Source organism: Pseudomonas cavernicola (assembly GCF_003596405.1).
GTDB lineage: Bacteria > Pseudomonadota > Gammaproteobacteria > Pseudomonadales > Pseudomonadaceae > Aquipseudomonas > Aquipseudomonas cavernicola.
Map to the genome: position 1 here is coordinate 529,090 of NZ_QYUR01000008.1, position 15,899 is coordinate 544,988.

At 60.3% G+C, this 15,899-nt stretch carries 12 protein-coding genes and 1 pseudogene; 4 read left to right on the top strand and 9 right to left on the bottom strand.

What is annotated here, in order from left to right:
* Nucleotides 1-157: 157 nt before the first annotated feature.
* From prpC to D3879_RS24500, 4 genes are all read right to left on the bottom strand, one after another.
* The gene (gene prpC, locus D3879_RS24485) at nucleotides 158-1,285 is read right to left on the bottom strand and encodes a bifunctional 2-methylcitrate synthase/citrate synthase (protein WP_119956786.1); all 1,128 of its coding nucleotides are present in this window, start codon (nucleotides 1,283-1,285) and stop codon (nucleotides 158-160) included.
* 60 nt (nucleotides 1,286-1,345) lie between these two features.
* Nucleotides 1,346-2,248: a methylisocitrate lyase gene (prpB, locus tag D3879_RS24490; RefSeq protein ID WP_119956787.1), complete on the bottom strand. Its 903-nt coding sequence runs from the start codon at nucleotides 2,246-2,248 to the stop codon at nucleotides 1,346-1,348.
* Nucleotides 2,245-2,985, bottom strand: a complete 741-nt coding sequence (locus D3879_RS24495; protein ID WP_119956788.1) for a GntR family transcriptional regulator — start codon at nucleotides 2,983-2,985, stop codon at nucleotides 2,245-2,247. The genes prpB and D3879_RS24495 overlap by 4 nt, the downstream gene beginning before the upstream one ends.
* 531 nt (nucleotides 2,986-3,516) lie before the next feature.
* The gene (locus tag D3879_RS24500; protein ID WP_119956789.1) at nucleotides 3,517-4,530 is read right to left on the bottom strand and encodes an AraC family transcriptional regulator; all 1,014 of its coding nucleotides are present in this window, start codon (nucleotides 4,528-4,530) and stop codon (nucleotides 3,517-3,519) included.
* Nucleotides 4,531-4,719: 189 nt separating this feature from the next.
* Between D3879_RS24500 and D3879_RS24505 the strand changes: the two genes are divergently transcribed.
* From D3879_RS24505 to D3879_RS24520, 4 genes are all read left to right on the top strand, one after another.
* Nucleotides 4,720-5,904 (top strand): acetyl-CoA C-acyltransferase family protein, encoded by a 1,185-nt coding sequence (locus tag D3879_RS24505; RefSeq protein WP_119956790.1) that lies wholly within the window; start codon nucleotides 4,720-4,722, stop codon nucleotides 5,902-5,904.
* A gap of 124 nt (nucleotides 5,905-6,028) precedes the next feature.
* Entirely contained in the window at nucleotides 6,029-6,718 is a 690-nt protein-coding gene (locus tag D3879_RS24510; RefSeq protein ID WP_119956791.1) for a TetR/AcrR family transcriptional regulator, read from the top strand.
* 58 nt (nucleotides 6,719-6,776) lie between these two features.
* On the top strand, nucleotides 6,777-8,555 hold the full coding sequence (locus D3879_RS24515) for an acyl-CoA dehydrogenase C-terminal domain-containing protein (protein ID WP_119956792.1): 1,779 nt from the start codon (nucleotides 6,777-6,779) through the stop codon (nucleotides 8,553-8,555).
* 258 nt (nucleotides 8,556-8,813) lie between these two features.
* The gene (locus D3879_RS24520) at nucleotides 8,814-10,439 is read left to right on the top strand and encodes a fatty acid--CoA ligase (RefSeq protein WP_238474337.1); all 1,626 of its coding nucleotides are present in this window, start codon (nucleotides 8,814-8,816) and stop codon (nucleotides 10,437-10,439) included.
* Nucleotides 10,440-10,480: 41 nt separating this feature from the next.
* Here D3879_RS24520 and D3879_RS24525 read toward each other — a convergent pair.
* The 5 genes and pseudogenes from D3879_RS24525 to D3879_RS24550 all read right to left on the bottom strand — a co-directional run.
* Nucleotides 10,481-10,717 (bottom strand): annotated as a pseudogene (locus D3879_RS24525) (IS110 family transposase); the annotation flags it as partial.
* 272 nt (nucleotides 10,718-10,989) lie between these two features.
* Nucleotides 10,990-12,423, bottom strand: a complete 1,434-nt coding sequence (locus D3879_RS24535) for an aldehyde dehydrogenase family protein (protein WP_119956793.1) — start codon at nucleotides 12,421-12,423, stop codon at nucleotides 10,990-10,992.
* A 54-nt stretch (nucleotides 12,424-12,477) separates the two neighbouring features.
* Entirely contained in the window at nucleotides 12,478-13,242 is a 765-nt protein-coding gene (locus D3879_RS24540; protein WP_119956794.1) for a FadR/GntR family transcriptional regulator, read from the bottom strand.
* Nucleotides 13,239-14,744, bottom strand: a complete 1,506-nt coding sequence (locus tag D3879_RS24545; protein ID WP_119956795.1) for a M81 family metallopeptidase — start codon at nucleotides 14,742-14,744, stop codon at nucleotides 13,239-13,241. The genes D3879_RS24540 and D3879_RS24545 overlap by 4 nt, the downstream gene beginning before the upstream one ends.
* A 42-nt stretch (nucleotides 14,745-14,786) precedes the next feature.
* Nucleotides 14,787-15,833 carry an ABC transporter substrate-binding protein gene (locus tag D3879_RS24550; RefSeq protein WP_218567864.1) on the bottom strand — a complete coding sequence of 349 codons (1,047 nt, stop codon included), beginning with the start codon at nucleotides 15,831-15,833 and terminating at the stop codon, nucleotides 14,787-14,789.
* Between the last annotated feature and the right edge of the window lie 66 nt (nucleotides 15,834-15,899).

The window sequence follows — 15,899 nt, forward strand, 5'->3', positions numbered from 1 at the left end:
AACGGTGGTTCAGCTCGGCCCTGGCGCTCATGGTGCTAACTCGATGCTGGGGTGAAATGTGCATCTCTCCCTTCCGGGAGAGGGCTGGGGACGGGCCACCTTTCCGAGACAGTTATCCTTCCCTAACCCACTCCCGGAAGGGAGAGACCTGGGTCAGTTAACGTTTGTCGATAACCACGAACGGACGCTGCTCGACGCCGGTGTATTCCGCACTCGGGCGAATGATGCGGTTGTTGGCACGCTGCTCGAACACATGAGCGGTCCAACCGGAGACCCGCGAGCAGACGAAGATCGGGGTGAACAGCTTGGTCGGAATGCCCATGAAGTGGTACGCCGAGGCGTGATAGAAATCGGCATTGGGGAACAGCTTCTTCTGCTCCCACATTACGTTGTCGATGGCCTCGGAGACCGGGAACAGGACCTTGTCACCCACCTCTTCGGCGAGCTGCTTCGACCAGCCCTTGATCACCTCGTTGCGCGGGTCGGACTCTTTGTAGATCGCATGGCCGAAGCCCATGATCTTGTCCTTGCGCTCGAGCATGGCCAGGGTGCCGGCGGTGGCCGCTTCGGGCGAGCTGAATTTCTCGATCATCTCCATTGCCGCTTCGTTGGCACCGCCGTGCAGCGGGCCACGCAGCGAGCCGATGGCCGCGGTAACGCAGGAGAAGATGTCGCTCAGGGTCGAGGCGCAGACGCGGGCGGTAAAGGTCGAGGCGTTGAACTCGTGCTCGGCGTACAGAATCAGCGAGACGTTCATTACCTTGACGTGCAGCTCACTCGGTTTCTTGCCATGCAGCAGAGCGAGGAAATGCCCACCGATGGTGGCTTCTTCACTGGCGCAGTCGATACGCACGCCTTCATGGCTGAAGCGATACCAGTAGGTCATGATCGCCGGGAAGGCGCCGAGCAGACGGTCAGCCTTGTCGCGCTGCTGCTCGAAGCTGGTCTCGGGCTCGAGGTTGCCGAGCATTGAGGCGCCGGTGCGCATCACGTCCATCGGGTGGGCATCGGCCGGAATGCGCTCAAGCACTTCCTTTAGCGCCAGCGGCAGGTCGCGTAGACCTTGCAGCTTGTTCAGGTAGCCATTCAGTTGTGCCCAGGTCGGCAGCTCGCCGTACAGCAGCAGGTAAGCCACTTCTTCGAAAATCGCCCCGGAGGCCAGTTCGCGCACGTCATAGCCGCGGTAGGTCAGACCGGCACCGGTCTTGCCCACGGTGCACAGGTCAGTCTGCCCGGCAACCTGGCCACGCAGGCCGGCGCCACTCAGTACTTTTGCTTCAGCCATGGCTGGGTTCCTCATCATCTTGAATTTGTTCTGGAAACGACAACTGCGTAAATCGCTGGATCAGCCTTTCTTCTGTGCAAACAGCGCATCGAGGCTCTGCTCGAAGGCGTGATAGTTGATGCGCTCGTACAGCTCCATGCGGGTCTGCATGGTGTCGATCACATTCTTCTGGGTGCCGTCGCGGCGCAGAGCGGTGTAGACGTTCTCCGCCGCCTTGTTCATGGCGCGGAAGGCCGACAGCGGGTAGAGCACCAGGGACACGTCGACCGCCGCCAGCTCTTCGGTGGTGTACAGCGGCGTGGCGCCGAACTCGGTGATGTTGGCCAGGATCGGCGCCTGCACCCGCTCGGCGAAGGTCTTGTACATCGCCAGTTCGGTGATGGCCTCCGGAAAGATCATGTCGGCGCCGGCCTCGATGCAGGCCGCCGCGCGGTCGAGCGCCGATTGCAGCCCCTCCACCGCCAGCGCATCGGTACGCGCCATGATCACGAAGCTGTCATCGGTGCGCGCATCGACGGCGGCCTTGATCCGGTCGACCATTTCCTGCTGCGAGACAATCTCTTTATTCGGCCGGTGGCCACAGCGCTTGGCGCCGACTTGGTCTTCGATGTGGATCGCCGCGGCGCCGAACTTGATCATCGATTTAACGGTGCGGGCGACGTTGAATGCCGAAGAACCAAAGCCGGTGTCGACATCCACCAGCAACGGCAGGTCGCATACGTCGGTGATCCGGCGTACATCGGTGAGCACATCATCCAGCCCCGTGATGCCCAAGTCCGGCAGCCCCAGGGAACCGGCCGCAACGCCGCCGCCGGACAGGTAGATCGCCTTGAAACCGGCACGTTTGGCCAGCAGCGCATGGTTGGCATTGATTGCGCCGACCACTTGCAATGGCCGTTCACTGGCCACTGCATCGCGGAAACGCTGACCTGGAGTGTTCTGATTGGAAGAACTCTGACTCATGACTCACCTCGTGGAGTGGCTGTCTTGACGGAGGTGCCTTGCTTGCCGGCAGCCTCCTGGTAATGGCGCTCGATATTGCGTTTTGAGGCACCGATGTGGCGGCGCATCAGCAGCTCGGCCATTTCGCCATCACGTTCGGCGATGGCATCGAGAATACGGTGATGCTCGGCGAAGGCCTGACGTGGCCGATTCGGCACGACGGAGAACTGGATGCGGTACATGCGCACCAACTGATACAGCTCGCCGCAGAGCATCTGGGCCAGGGTACGATTACCGCTGCCCTGAATGATGCGGTAGTGGAAATCGAAGTCGCCTTCCTGCTGGTAGTAGCCGACACCCGCCTGGAAAGCCGCATCGCGCTCATGGGTATCGAGTACCCGGCGTAGCTCATCGATTTCGGCCTGGCTCATGCGCTCGGCGGCCAGACGACAGGCCATGCCTTCCAGGGATTCGCGAATTTCGTAGAGCTCGATCAACTCGGCATGGCTCAGTGAAACCACGCGCGCCCCGACATGCGGCACCCGCACAAGCAGCCGCTGCCCCTCAAGACGATGGATGGCTTCACGCAGCGGCCCGCGGCTGATGCCATAGGTGCGCGCCAACTCCGGCTCGGAGATTTTGCTGCCCGGGGCGATCTCGCCCTTGACGATGGCTGCCTGAATACGGCGAAAGACATGCTTGGAAAGCGTCTCGGAGTCATCTTGAACGGTGCTAGGAGGTTTGACGGTATCAAGCATAGTGTCAACACATTTGTGATTGTGATCGAAAAATACTCAATAAAACGGCATTGGTCAATAAAAATAATGAGCATTGTCGACAGTTATGATTTTAGCGCTATTTAAAGGGAAGCCCTGAGTGGCAGGCTGCTCGTCCGAATCTTGTCGGGATGGAGTGGCTACTGCTCAAGATCGGGGCGCTTATTGATATCAAGCAGGCTGCCCCCTGGAGTAGGGAATAGGTAGCTCTGAACAGATTGCCCCTGGCTTCAGGGGCGCACTCTTCAGGCGGCGACAGGGGCCAGTCCGAGCCACATCGGCGATGCGGACGTCGTCCCGGGAGCCCGACGGAAAAGAAATCCACGCAGCTCGTTTCACGTGTTGGTGTGCAACTGTCGACAGTTCTCGCCAGGAGCTATCTGCGAGCAGGAGGCCCCTCACTGTCGATAGGCTGGCTGCATCACTCTATCGCGATACCGGGCGGGGGCATCAGTGGCAGCAAGCTTAGGCTGCCCGTACCACCATGGCGGACCTATGGTTGCTCCTGCCCGCCTAGTCGCTAATGTGCTGCTTCATCCGGTAATGGCCGGGGCTCTCCCCCGTCCATTGCTTGAACGCCCGGTGAAACGCGCTCGCCTCGCGGAAGCCGGCCTTCTCGGCAATCGCCGCGATGCTCAAATCCGTATTGCGCAAATACTCGAAGGCAATAGCGCGGCGCACTTCATCTTTCAGTTCCTGGAAGGAGAAGCCCTCCCGTTGCAGCTGGCGACGGAAGCTGGCGATACTCAGGGCGCGTTCGTCGGCCATGTCAGCCAGGGTAGGCCAGTGCTCGTAATGACAATTGCGCAGCTGTTTGAAGACTTGGCTGCTGAGCCCTTGGCGATTGCTGAAGCGCACGATCAGCCATTGCGGTGAGGTGCGCAGGAAGACTTTCAGCGAGGCCAGATCCTGCACAACAGGCAGATTCAGGTAGCTGGCAGCGAATTCGATTTCGGTATGGGTGGCCTCGAACGTCAGGTTCGGCCCCCAGAACAGATGGTCGTCGCCATGCGCCGGTCGTGGGTGACCGAATTGCGAACGATCGATAGGCAGGCGCCGGCCCGCAAGCCAGCACAGCAGGCCAATCACCGCCGTGAGGAAGGTTTCCTCGGCGACGCTGCGGGCGAACAAGTCTTGCTGGCGGTTCTGCAGCGTAATCACTGCACGCTCACCGCGCACTGACAAGTTGGCCTGGATATCCCTGAGGAACAGACGAAAACTGCTCAGGCACTGACGCAGTGCCTGTCCGAGAGTGGCTGTCTGGATCAGCCCCCGACAGATCAGGGCAAAACTGCCCATCGGCATGCCGTGCGAATCATAGCCAAGGAACTCATCGTCCAGCTCCCGCGCGACTGCCAGCCACAGTTTGGCGAAGGCCGTAGCCGCTACCCGAGCAGAGCTGTCGGCCAGCTGTCGTTCGGAAATTCCCGCTTGCGCCAGGACTGCTTCAATCCGCTCTGGCTGCCCGCGCAGCCCGTAAAGCGCTGCCTGGGCAAAATACACGGCCACCGAATCCTTCTCTTGCATAGCGCTCGCTTATTGCGGATTACCCGCCAGGAGTTGCAAAAAACATCAGCCAAGCTGGTCATTTTCGGCATAGGCCGGGGTTCGTCGGCTCTCTAGACTAATCCAGGTGCGCCCAGTGCGCCGCCACAGCTTTTGCGCCGCTTACTCACCAGGCGCATCAGCTGGATCTCAATGTCCGCGGAGTCTCCTATGCCTAACCCCGAAGTCTATATCGTCAGCGCTGCAAGAACTGCAATCGGTTCCTTCGGCGGCACACTCAAGGATACCCCGCTGTCCCAGCTGGCCACGACCGCGGTGCACGCCGCCCTGCAGCGCAGTGGTTGCGCGGCCGAACGCATCGGTCATGTGGTGCTGGGCAATGTCATTCCGACCGAGCCGCAAGACGCCTATGTCGCGCGGGTAGCCGCGATGAATGCCGGTATTCCCAAGGAAACCCCCGCGTTCAATGTCAATCGCCTCTGTGGTTCCGGCATGCAGGCGATCATCTCCGCGGCGCAGAGCCTGCTGCTGGGCGAAACCGAGATCGCCATTGGCGGCGGTGTCGAATCCATGAGTCGCGGTCCTTACCTGCTGCCCGGCGCGCGCTGGGGTGGACGCCTCGGCGATATGCAAGCCGTCGACTATATGCTCGGTATCCTGCACGACCCTTTTCATCGTATTCATATGGGCATTACCGCCGAAAATATTTCCGAGCTCCATGGCATAAGCCGTGAAGCTCAGGATGCCCTGGCGCTGGAGAGTCAGCAGCGTGCTGCCCGAGCCATAGCTCAGGGCTATTTCCTCGGCCAGATCGTGCCGGTTGAGGTCAAGACCCGCAAAGGTACTCAGCTGTTCGATGTCGATGAGCATGTACGGGCTGACATGTCGCTCGACCAACTGGCGCGAATGAAGCCGGCGTTCAAGCAGGGCGGTACGGTAACCGCCGGCAACGCTTCGGGACTCAACGACGGCGCGGCGGCGGTAGTCCTGGCCACAGGCGCGGTGATACAGGCAGACAACCTGCGCCCGCTCGCCCGTCTGGTGAGCTATGCCCATGCCGGTGTCGAGCCCGAGCTGATGGGGTTGGGCCCTATCCCGGCAACCCGCTTGGCATTGAAGCGGGCCGGGCTGAAAGTTTCCGACCTGGATGTGATCGAGTCTAACGAAGCCTTCGCGGCTCAAGCCTGTGCTGTGGCCCGCGAACTCGACTTCGACCCGGCCAAAGTCAACCCTAATGGATCTGGAATTTCCCTCGGCCATCCGGTCGGGGCCACTGGCGCGATCATTGTCACCAAGGCCATCCATGAGTTGCACCGCACTCAAGGCCGTTATGCCTTGGTGACCATGTGCATCGGCGGCGGTCAGGGCATTGCCGCAATCTTCGAGCGCGTCTGAATCAAACTCAGAAAGTTGAATATGAACAGTGGGCGCATCGGCATGGTGGGTCGCTTGGCCGGATGGCCCAGAGCGGATCTTGGTATGCCCAGGTTGCCATTGTTCTGTCCGGGGAAGGTGTTGATTGAATAGCAAAGGCTTACTCGCCGGCGGTTCCGCCAGGGAGCGCTTTTCATCTCCCGACCCAGCGCCCGTCTCGCGACTTGAGCAGGTCCGCAACAAGGCTCTTGAACTGTTTGCCGAGCGTGGCTTCGCTCGGGTCAGTATGCGCGAGCTTGCTTTGCACTTGGATATCGGCGCGGGCTCCTTGTATCACCATTTTGAAAGCAAGGAGAACCTGCTGTTCGAACTGATCGAGGAGGTCTACGAGGATCTGCTCGAAGCAGCTCTCATCACGGTTGAGGGCGGCGCCTACAACCGTCTACAAGCCCTGTTGCGGGCACATATAGCCCTTCACGAACGTCGCAGTCTGCATTTTCTAATGGCGGAGCATGAGTTTCGCTGTCTCTCGCAGCAACACCAGAATCATATCCAGCAGATGCGCAGACGCTATGAGGAAAGGCTATTGACGCGGCTGCTTGAGGCTGGGGCAACAGGCCACATGCCCTTGCTCAAGGCGACTGTCCAAAGTGTCGTCGCTTTGCTGAACAATCTGCCGTCCTGGCTGAATCAGTCCGGCTTGAACCCGACGGAGAAGCAGGAGGTGATCAGCGGGATCGTCTTGGGCTCTCTGTCCGGTGTGATCAAGCAGCCGACACCAACTGGAGATACCGCAACCATAGTCCCATTGCGAGTCCTTAGCGCAAGCCTGTGAAGCCGACACTTCTATTAATCGGGGCATGGTCAATGCCCATTGCCTGAGTAATTCAATCATGTCTGACTACAAAGCTCCCCTGCGCGATATGCGCTTCGTGCTCAACGAAGTGTTCGAAGTATCCAAGCTGTGGGCCGAACTGCCGGCCCTGGCCGAGGTGGTGGACGAGGACACCGCCAATGCCATCCTCGAGGAAGCCGGCAAGGTTGCTGCGGGCAGCATCGCGCCGCTCAACCGCAGTGGCGACGAAGAGGGCTGCTCCTGGAGCGATGGCGCGGTGAAGACCCCGAGCGGTTTCCCCGAAGCCTACAAGACCTACGCCGAAGGCGGCTGGGTCGGCGTTGGCGGCGATTCGCAATTCGGCGGTATGGGCATGCCCAAGGTGATCTCTGCGCAAGTCGAGGAAATGGTCAATTCGGCCAATCTGTCGTTCGGCCTGTACCCGATGTTGACCGCTGGCGCCTGCCTGTCAATCAACGCTCACGCCAGCGAAGAGCTGAAGGAAAAGTATCTGCCGAACATGTATGCCGGCGTCTGGGCCGGCTCTATGTGCCTGACCGAGCCGCATGCCGGCACCGACCTGGGCATCATCCGTACCAAGGCCGAACCGCAGGCCGATGGCAGCTACAAGGTCAGCGGTACCAAGATATTCATCACCGGCGGCGAGCACGATCTCACCGACAACATCATCCATCTGGTGCTGGCAAAACTGCCGGACGCTCCGGCGGGCCCGAAAGGCATCTCGCTGTTCCTGGTGCCCAAGTTCATGGTCAATACCGACGGCTCGCTAGGCGAACAGAACAGCCTGTCGTGCGGCTCGATCGAGCACAAGATGGGCATCAAGGCCTCGGCCACCTGTGTGATGAACTTCGACGGCGCCACCGGCTGGATCGTCGACGAGCCGAACAAAGGCCTGGCGGCGATGTTCACCATGATGAACTACGAGCGTCTGGGCGTAGGTATCCAAGGCCTGGCGACCGGTGAACGCTCCTACCAGAGCGCCATCGAATACGCCCGCGAGCGAATTCAGAGCCGCGCGCCGACCGGCCCGGTGGCCAAAGACAAAGCCGCCGACCCGATCATCGTGCACCCGGACGTGCGCCGCATGCTGCTAACCATGAAAGCGCTGAACGAGGGCGGCCGCGCCTTCTCCAGCTATGTCGCCATGCAGCTCGATACCGCCAAATTCAGCGAAGACTCCGCCGTGCGCAAGCGCGCCGAAGAACTGGTGGCGCTGCTCACCCCGGTGGCCAAGGCCTTCCTCACCGACCTCGGTCTGGAAACCACCATCCATGGCCAGCAGGTGTTCGGCGGCCACGGCTTCATCCGCGAGTGGGGCCAGGAGCAGCTGGTGCGCGATTGCCGCATCACCCAGATGTACGAAGGCACCAACGGCATCCAGGCCCTCGACCTGGTCGGGCGCAAGGTCATTGGCAGCGGCGGTGCGTTCTACAAGCACTTCGCTGAAGAGATCAAGGCCTTCACCGACTCGGCCGACGCCTCCCTGACTGAGTTCGTCGAGCCGCTGAGAGGCGCCATCGCCAACCTGGAGCAGATAACCGCCGATCTGCTGGAACGGGCCATGTCCAACCCGAACGAAATCGGCGCTGCCTCGGTGGAGTATCTGCAGGTGTTCGGCTACACCGCTTACGCTTATATGTGGGCATTGATGGCGCGCGCGGCCCTGGGCAAGGAAGGTCAGGACGACTTCTACGCCAGCAAACTCGGCACCGCGCGGTTCTTCTTCGCCCGCATCCTGCCACGCATCCACTCGCTGAGCGCGTCGGTCAAGGCCGGCAGCGAAAGCCTCTATCTGCTGGACGCTGCGCAGTTCTGATCGCTATGTGGCAAGGCACGCCTAGCGTCACTTGTGGCCCGGGCGCCTGGCTTTCACCACTGCGACATGGAGCCAACCTCAGCCGGTTCTCCGGCCCATGAACGGCAGGTAACGCGAGGTTGAGGCATCGAGTGCAATGTTGTAGCCAAGGGCGTCATCGGCGTCTTAAAGGCGGGTCGTGTGTGCTGGCTTGTTGAAGACGCTAGCCAACACCTCCAACTAACAGGACTAGGAAGAACAACCATGGTGACAACATAAATAATTCCGTCGGCGCAAGGCGCCTACGACTACCCACTGTTAATCAAGAGCCTGTTGCTGTCGGGTGTGCGATACGAACCTGAGCAGGAGATCGTTTATGCCGACAAACTGCGTTACAGCTACCGGATGCTCAACGAGCGAATCCAGAGGCTGGCCAACGCCCTGACGGCGGCTGGGGTCAAGGCCGGGGATACGGTGGCTCTGCTGGATTGGGACAGCCATCGCTACCTGGAGTGTTTCTTCGCGGTGCCAATGATCGGTGCGGTGCTGCATACGGTGAATATCCGCCTCTCCCCTGAGCAGATTCTCTACACCATGAACCACGCCGAGGATGACCTGGTGTTGGTGCACGATGACTTCCTGCCTTTGATCGAGCAGATTCATGATGAGCTAACGACCGTTAAGGGCTATATCCAGCTCAGTGACGACGGCGCGCGCTCTACCGGGCTGCCGGTGGTGGGGGAATATGAGCAGCTGCTGTCTCAGGCTGCCAGCCATTACGACTTTCCCGATTTCGACGAAAATTCGGTGGCAACCATCTTCTACACAACCGGTACTACCGGAAACCCGAAAGGCGTTTATTTCACTCACCGCCAGTTGGTGCTGCATACCTTGAATGCAGTCGGCACTTTGGGCGTTTACCAAGGCTTGCCCTTGTTACGTTCCGACGATGTCTACATGCCCATCACGCCGATGTTCCATGTGCATGCCTGGGGCGTGCCCTATGTAGCGACCCTGATGGGGATCAAGCAGGTCTATCCCGGTCGATACGAGCCCAATAGCCTGGTAAGACTTTATCGTGAAGAAAAGGTAACGTTTTCCCACTGCGTGCCCACCATCCTGCAGATGATCCTGGGCTGCGCCGAAGCTGCGCAGACCAATTTCAATGGCTGGAAAATGCTCTTGGGTGGTAGTGCCTTGACACTGGGTGTAGCCGGCCAAGCGACGGCAAAAGGTATTCGTGTGCACAGCGGATATGGGATGTCCGAGACCTGTCCGTTGCTCTGTACTACTTACCTGCGTACGGAGGAGCTTGAACACTCCATGGATGCGCAGTTAGCCGTTCGCATCAAGACCGGGGTTCCAGTGCCGATGGTAGATCTGCGAATCATCGATGCCAGCGGCAATAACGTACCTCACGATGGTGAGTCCCTGGGCGAGATCGTGGTACGTGCCCCTTGGTTGACTCAAGGCTACTTGAAGGAGCCTGAAAAGGGGGCTGAGCTTTGGGAAGATGGTTGGCTGCATACTGGCGACATAGCCTCTATCGACCCCTGGGGCGGGGTGGAAATCAAGGACCGAATCAAAGACGTGATCAAGACTGGGGGGGAGTGGATCAGCTCGTTGGAACTGGAGAGCCTGATCAGCGAGCACGCGGCTGTCATCTCTGTCGCGGTAGTAGGGATTCCTGATGAGCAATGGGGCGAACGTCCCATGGCTCTGGTGGTTTGCGAGTCCGGAAAAAACATTGATCAACAGGCTCTGGAGGCCCATCTGCAACAGTTTGTGGACAGTGGGCACATAAACAAGTGGGCGATCCCCAAACAGATCAAGTTCGTTGCGGACATCCCTAAAACCAGCGTCGGCAAGATCAACAAGAAGCTCGTCCGCGCACTGTTGAGCTGATTACAAAATTCAGTTTTAGGTTTTAAATCATAAGCTTAACTGAATTTTGGAGAATTTAGCGCGAATCCCGGCCAACCCTCCATCAGTTCACGTGCGACGAAATGTGCGCCTGCACAGGCCTCCATGACCACTTTGCAGGCCGGCAGTTTGCCGGAGAAACGCATCATTTGCTGGCGAGAGAATTTCTTGTGAAAAACTTCTCGACCTGACCGGTCCTGACCATGCAGATGGAAAGTGTGCTTACCGAGATCAATACCTACCCGTGCTAAATCGCTCATGATGGCCTCCAAGAAAACATTCTGCTAGAGCGTAGTCCTCGCAGGATGTGAGGGGGGGCATCTTGTTAATTTATACCCTCCCTCTGGTTGGCTGCGCATGTGCGCTCGGCAAGCTGGATCCTCGTCACGAACAATGAGCGTGAGTTTAATCGCGTTCCTGGTTTCCAGGTCGAAAACTGGGGAGCTGAGTAGGGGCCCTCAAGACTCTGCATGGCGTCTTCGATGCAGCCTTTCTATATAAGCTGTGCTGGAATTTCGGGACAACGTCACTGTCAACCTACTATGCCCTTAATTTCCAAAAAGTCGTTGAGAGCGAAGTCGGCATATTCCCTGCCGTTGCCGGATTGCTTGTAGCCACCGAATGGAGCGGCGGGGTCCCAAGCGGGGTAGTTGAGGTAGATCGTTCCCGCACGCAGGTGGGAGGCGACCCGGCGAGCGTTGGCGATATCGCCGGACTGGACGTACGCGGCCAGGCCATAGACGGTGTCGTTGGCCATTTCAATGGCGTGCTCTACCGAGTCATAGGTGAGGATCGACAGGACCGGGCCGAAAATCTCTTCTCGCGAGACGGTCATGGCCGGAGTGACCTTGCCGAACACGGTGGGGCGTACATAGTGGCCGTGGCTCAGCCCTTCGGGGCGACCCAGCCCGCCGCAAACCAGCTCCGCCCCTTCGTCGATGCCGGCGGCGATCAGGTGCTGGATCTTCTCATACTGCACGGCGCTAATCACCGGACCGAGATCGGTGCCTTCAGCCGTGGGCGCGCCGACCTTCATGGATTCGGCCGTGCGCCGGGCGATGTCGATGGCTTCCTGGTAACGCGCCCGGGGGACGAACATGCGGGTAGGGGCGTTGCACGATTGTCCTGAGTTGAGGAAGCAGGCTTGCACACCCTGGGCCACGGCGTGGGGGAAGTCGCAATCGGGCAGCAGGATGTTGGCCGACTTTCCGCCCAGCTCCTGGTGTACGCGCTTGACGGTATCGGCGGCGACCTTGGCCACTGTGACGCCCGCGCGCGTCGAGCCAGTAAAGGAGACCATGTCGACATCCGGGTGGCTGGCCAGGACTTGACCTACCGAAGGGCCATCGCCGTTGACCAGGTTGAAGACGCCTTTGGGCACGCCGGCTTCGTGCAGTGCTTCGGCGAAAATGATGGCGTTCAGTGGCGCGATCTCACTGGGTTTCAACACCATGGTGCAGCCTGCCGCCAGGGCGGGCATGACCTTACAGGCGATCTGGTTGATCGGCCAGTTCCAGGGGGTGATCAGTCCGACCACGCCGATAGGTTCCTTGACGACCCGAGTGCTGCCGCGCTGCGACTGGAACTCGAAGCTCTCGAGCACCTCAATCATCTTGCTGATGTGGGCGGTGCCGATGCCGGCTTGCAGGTTCAGGGCAAAGGATGCGGGCGCCCCCATTTCCCGGCTCATTGCTTGGGCCACGGCAACGCAACGCTTCTGGTAGGCCGCGAGCACTTTTCTAAGCAGGTCCAGCCGTTCTTCCCGGCTGGTTTGGGAGTAGCTGGCGAAGGCGGTCTTGGCAGCCGCCACCGCTCGCTCTACATCCTCCGCGCTGCCCATCGACAGACGGGCGAATGGCTGTTCAGTCGAAGGGTCGATGATCTCGGCGGTGCGGGCGATGACCGGGTCGGTCCATTCGCCGTCGATGTAAAACTTCAAGGCATTGTTGAGGGTCGTTTGGTCCATGTCGATCAGTCCTCGAACGGAATACAAGTGAATCGGCCAGCCGGTAAGTGAGAGTTACTGGCTGTCGCTGAGCAGGTCTTTGCTGAATTGGGCGTCGAGCCGCTGCATGAAGGACGCGGCGCAATGCATATGTTCGCTCATCAGCTTTTCCACCGTGGCGCCGTCCCGCCGCTGATAGGCGTCGAGGAGCTGGCGGTGGCTGTCGATGTTGTGGCTGCCGAACGCCTCATGTTCGTCGTACTGGTCACTGCGGTATTCCACCAGGTCGCGCAATAGGCCATTGATGAAGCGGCACATGAACGCCAGGATCGGGTTGTCGCAGACCTTGGTGAGGATGTCGTGGAACTCTAGTTCGGTGCGGCGTGCGCTGATGCGGTCGCCCTGATCGCGATAGCGTTCGTAGGTGTCGATGTTGTCCTGCAGCTGCGTCAGGTGCTCGGCGCCGAGTTTGTCCACCACGCTCTTGGCGAGGATGACTTCGAGGCTCTGGCGGAGGGTGTAGATCTGCTTGAAGTCGAGTTTCTGAAAATGCAGGAAGGTGCGCAGCTGTTGCATGATCACATCGAGGGAGACCGTACAGATCTCGGGGCCGCCGTTGGGGCCGGTGCACATCTTCACCAGCCCCTGAACCTCCAGCGACTTCAAGGCTTCGCGAATGGTGCCCTTCGAGCAGCTGTAGTGCTCCAGCAGGGCTTTTTCATTGGGCAGCCGGTCGCCGGGCTGGAGGTTTTCCTGGGCTATCCAACGGCGCAAATCTTCCGCCACCATGTCCGATATCTTGCGGCGCTGGAAGGGTTCACGGGTTTTTACCTTACTCATGATGGTTCGCTCTCGGGTGTCCAGGGCGTGGTGGGATCGATCGGGTAGATGGGGCGTGGCAGTCGCTCGAAATTGAACAGTCGGTAATCCGAGCTGGTTACGCCCTGACTGGCGCAGTCGATGATGACCTTGGAGAGAGGAGCAAAGACGGGGCGGTAGTACATCCGCGACTTCAGGATCAGGAAGCGGCAACTCGCCGGTTGCAGGCCTACGCTCTGATACACCCCCAGATCCCATGGCTCATGCGGGCGTTCGCTGATCAGCAGCTTGGCGGTGCCGGTATCCAGCACCGCGGACTTGCCCATGGTGCAGCGCATCCCGGTATAGGTGGGGCCGGAGACGACGTATTCGCCGTCGCTGATGGCACGGACGATCCCGCTCATGTGCAGGGGTTTTTTCTGCGCGCCGATGGCTGCCAGGGGCGGCAGGCGATTGCCGACCTCCAGGCTGACGCGTGTGCCGACCCCGGCCTCGATCAAGGCATTGACGGCGCCGGGGTCGCAGAAGGGGCCAGCGATGATGTCATCGAGCCCTTGGGCGAGGGCCTCGGCGAGTACGTCCATGGTGTCGCAGGTGCCGCCTGACATGCAGTTGTCGCCATGGTCGAGCAGCAGCACCGGACCGCTACCACTGGCCTCGCCGACGTTGCGAGCATGGGCGATCGAGCCCTTCAGGTCGGTTTCCTGATAGACGAAGTGCTCGCGCTCGGCCCAAAGCTGTGCAGACAGGCGCGTGGCGACGGCCTGGGCCTGCGCATGATCTTCGGCAACCACGACCACGGACATCCCGGCGTCGGGAATGTCCGCCAACGGGAAACCGCCGAAAACCGTGGCGGCCAGGACTCCATCCTGGCCCTCTGCCTGGCGTGCCGCTTCGATCGCCGAGCGCATGGCTCCCGGCGTGTTGGTATTCATCATCAGGGTGTGTGCGAGCAATGGCGGGTGAACCCAGGCCCTGGCGGGCCTGAGGTTGTCCTCGAGCATGCGCTCAATGAGCCGAGCGACGTGCTCGCCAGTCTCGACCATGTCGACGTGCGGGTAGGTCTTGAAACCGACCAGAACGTCACTGTTTTCCACCATCTTCCGGGTCAGGTTGGTATGCAGATCCAGAGCTACACCAATGGGCGTGGTGGGGGCGGCGGCCCTGACCCGGCTCAGCAGTTCGCCTTCGCCATCGGTGTGGCTGCGGGTGACCATCGCGCCGTGCAGGTCTAGCAGCACGGCATCGCAGCCCTCGCTCACCGCCTCGACGATAGCATCGCTCATGGCCTGCCAGGCCATGTCTTCCACCAGCCCACTGGGGTTGGCAGTGGCAAACACGGGGGTGATCACTTTCGCGTCAACTCTCTGCGCGAAGGCCAGGAAGGCGCCCATTGCCGTCGTCGAACCGCTGGCGGCGTCCAGTGCATCCTTGCCCCAGCGCGGTGCGAACGCTTCCAGCGGTGTCGGCACCGGGGAGAAGGTGTTGGTTTCATGGTTCATTCGGGCGATGACTAGGCGCATTCAAAGTCCTTGGCAGCGAAAGGGGCGTGGGGTAGGGCCGCGTCAGCGAGCGGCCCAGGCGTTGAAGCGCTCTTCGAGGTCTTCGGCGTGGTCGAGCCAGAACTCGTTATTGGTCGCCAGCGCCTGTTCGAGGTTCGCGGGGGCCGTCGGCAGGTCGGCGGTCACCTCCGGCGACAGACTTTGCACCGCAGGCATGTTGGTTGGGCCGTAGGCAATTTCCCCGGCGAAGACCTTCTGGTTTGCGGTGTTGCTTGCGAACTCGATGAACTGCTGGGCGAGCGCCTTGTTCTTGCTGCCGCGAATGATCGCCCAGTGATCCAGGTCGAACAGGCTCTGGTTCCACACCAGCTTCAGGTTCATGCCTTCGCGCTGCGCGTCCTTGATCCGTCCGTTGTAGGCCGAGGTCATCACCACGTCGCCTGCCGCCAGCCATTGTTGCGGCTGTGCCCCGGCTTCCCACCACTGGATGCTGGGCTTGATCTGATCCAGCTTCTTGAAGGCGCGCTCCACGCCTGCCGGGGTATTCAGCACGCTATAGACCTGATCTTTTGGCACTCCGTCGGCGAGCAGGGCGAACTCCAGCGTGTGGACCGCGCTCTTGCGTAGGCCGCGCTTGCCGGGGAATTTCTCCAGGTCCCAGAAATCCGCCCAGGAGGTCGGCGCTGTGGTGAGTTTGTCGGCGTTGTAGGCAATCCCGGCGGACCACACCAGGGTACCGGCGCCGCATTCGCTGACGGCCTCAGGCATCAGGTCTTTTTTCGACGGAATCTTCGACCAGTCGAGTTTTTCGATCAGGCCTTCCTCGCAGCTACGGGCGAGCGAGTTGCCATCCATCTCGACGAGGTCCCAGGTGACATACCCGGTATCCACCATCGCCTTGATCTTCGCCATGTCGCCGTTGTATTCGCCAGCGACGATCTTCGCCGCGCCGGTCTTTTCAAACGGCTCGTAGTAGGACGCGCGCTGGGCCTTCTGGATCGCCCCGCCAAACGAGATGATGGTGAGGTCCGCCGCCTGCGCGGCACCGGCGAAAAGGGCGGCCATGGACAGCATGGAGGTGAAAACTAGACTGGATTTTATTCTTGTCATTTCAATAGCTCTCATTGGGTGGTTGGTAAGAGGACGTTACGGGTCGAGAACGGGATGTTCCTTCTA

What these genes read in the sequence shown, in the direction of transcription:
- D3879_RS24545 (WP_119956795.1), bottom strand. Translation starts at nt 14,744, where the DNA reads ATGCGCCTAGTCATCGCCCGAATGAACCATGAAACCAACACCTTCTCC.
- D3879_RS24495 (WP_119956788.1), bottom strand. Translation starts at nt 2,985, where the DNA reads ATGCTTGATACCGTCAAACCTCCTAGCACCGTTCAAGATGACTCCGAG.
- D3879_RS24505 (WP_119956790.1), top strand. Translation starts at nt 4,720, where the DNA reads ATGCCTAACCCCGAAGTCTATATCGTCAGCGCTGCAAGAACTGCAATC.
- D3879_RS24515 (WP_119956792.1), top strand. Translation starts at nt 6,777, where the DNA reads ATGTCTGACTACAAAGCTCCCCTGCGCGATATGCGCTTCGTGCTCAAC.
- D3879_RS24500 (WP_119956789.1), bottom strand. Translation starts at nt 4,530, where the DNA reads ATGCAAGAGAAGGATTCGGTGGCCGTGTATTTTGCCCAGGCAGCGCTT.
- D3879_RS24540 (WP_119956794.1), bottom strand. Translation starts at nt 13,242, where the DNA reads ATGAGTAAGGTAAAAACCCGTGAACCCTTCCAGCGCCGCAAGATATCG.
- prpC (WP_119956786.1), bottom strand. Translation starts at nt 1,285, where the DNA reads ATGGCTGAAGCAAAAGTACTGAGTGGCGCCGGCCTGCGTGGCCAGGTT.
- D3879_RS24535 (WP_119956793.1), bottom strand. Translation starts at nt 12,423, where the DNA reads ATGGACCAAACGACCCTCAACAATGCCTTGAAGTTTTACATCGACGGC.
- D3879_RS24550 (WP_218567864.1), bottom strand. Translation starts at nt 15,833, where the DNA reads ATGACAAGAATAAAATCCAGTCTAGTTTTCACCTCCATGCTGTCCATG.
- prpB (WP_119956787.1), bottom strand. Translation starts at nt 2,248, where the DNA reads ATGAGTCAGAGTTCTTCCAATCAGAACACTCCAGGTCAGCGTTTCCGC.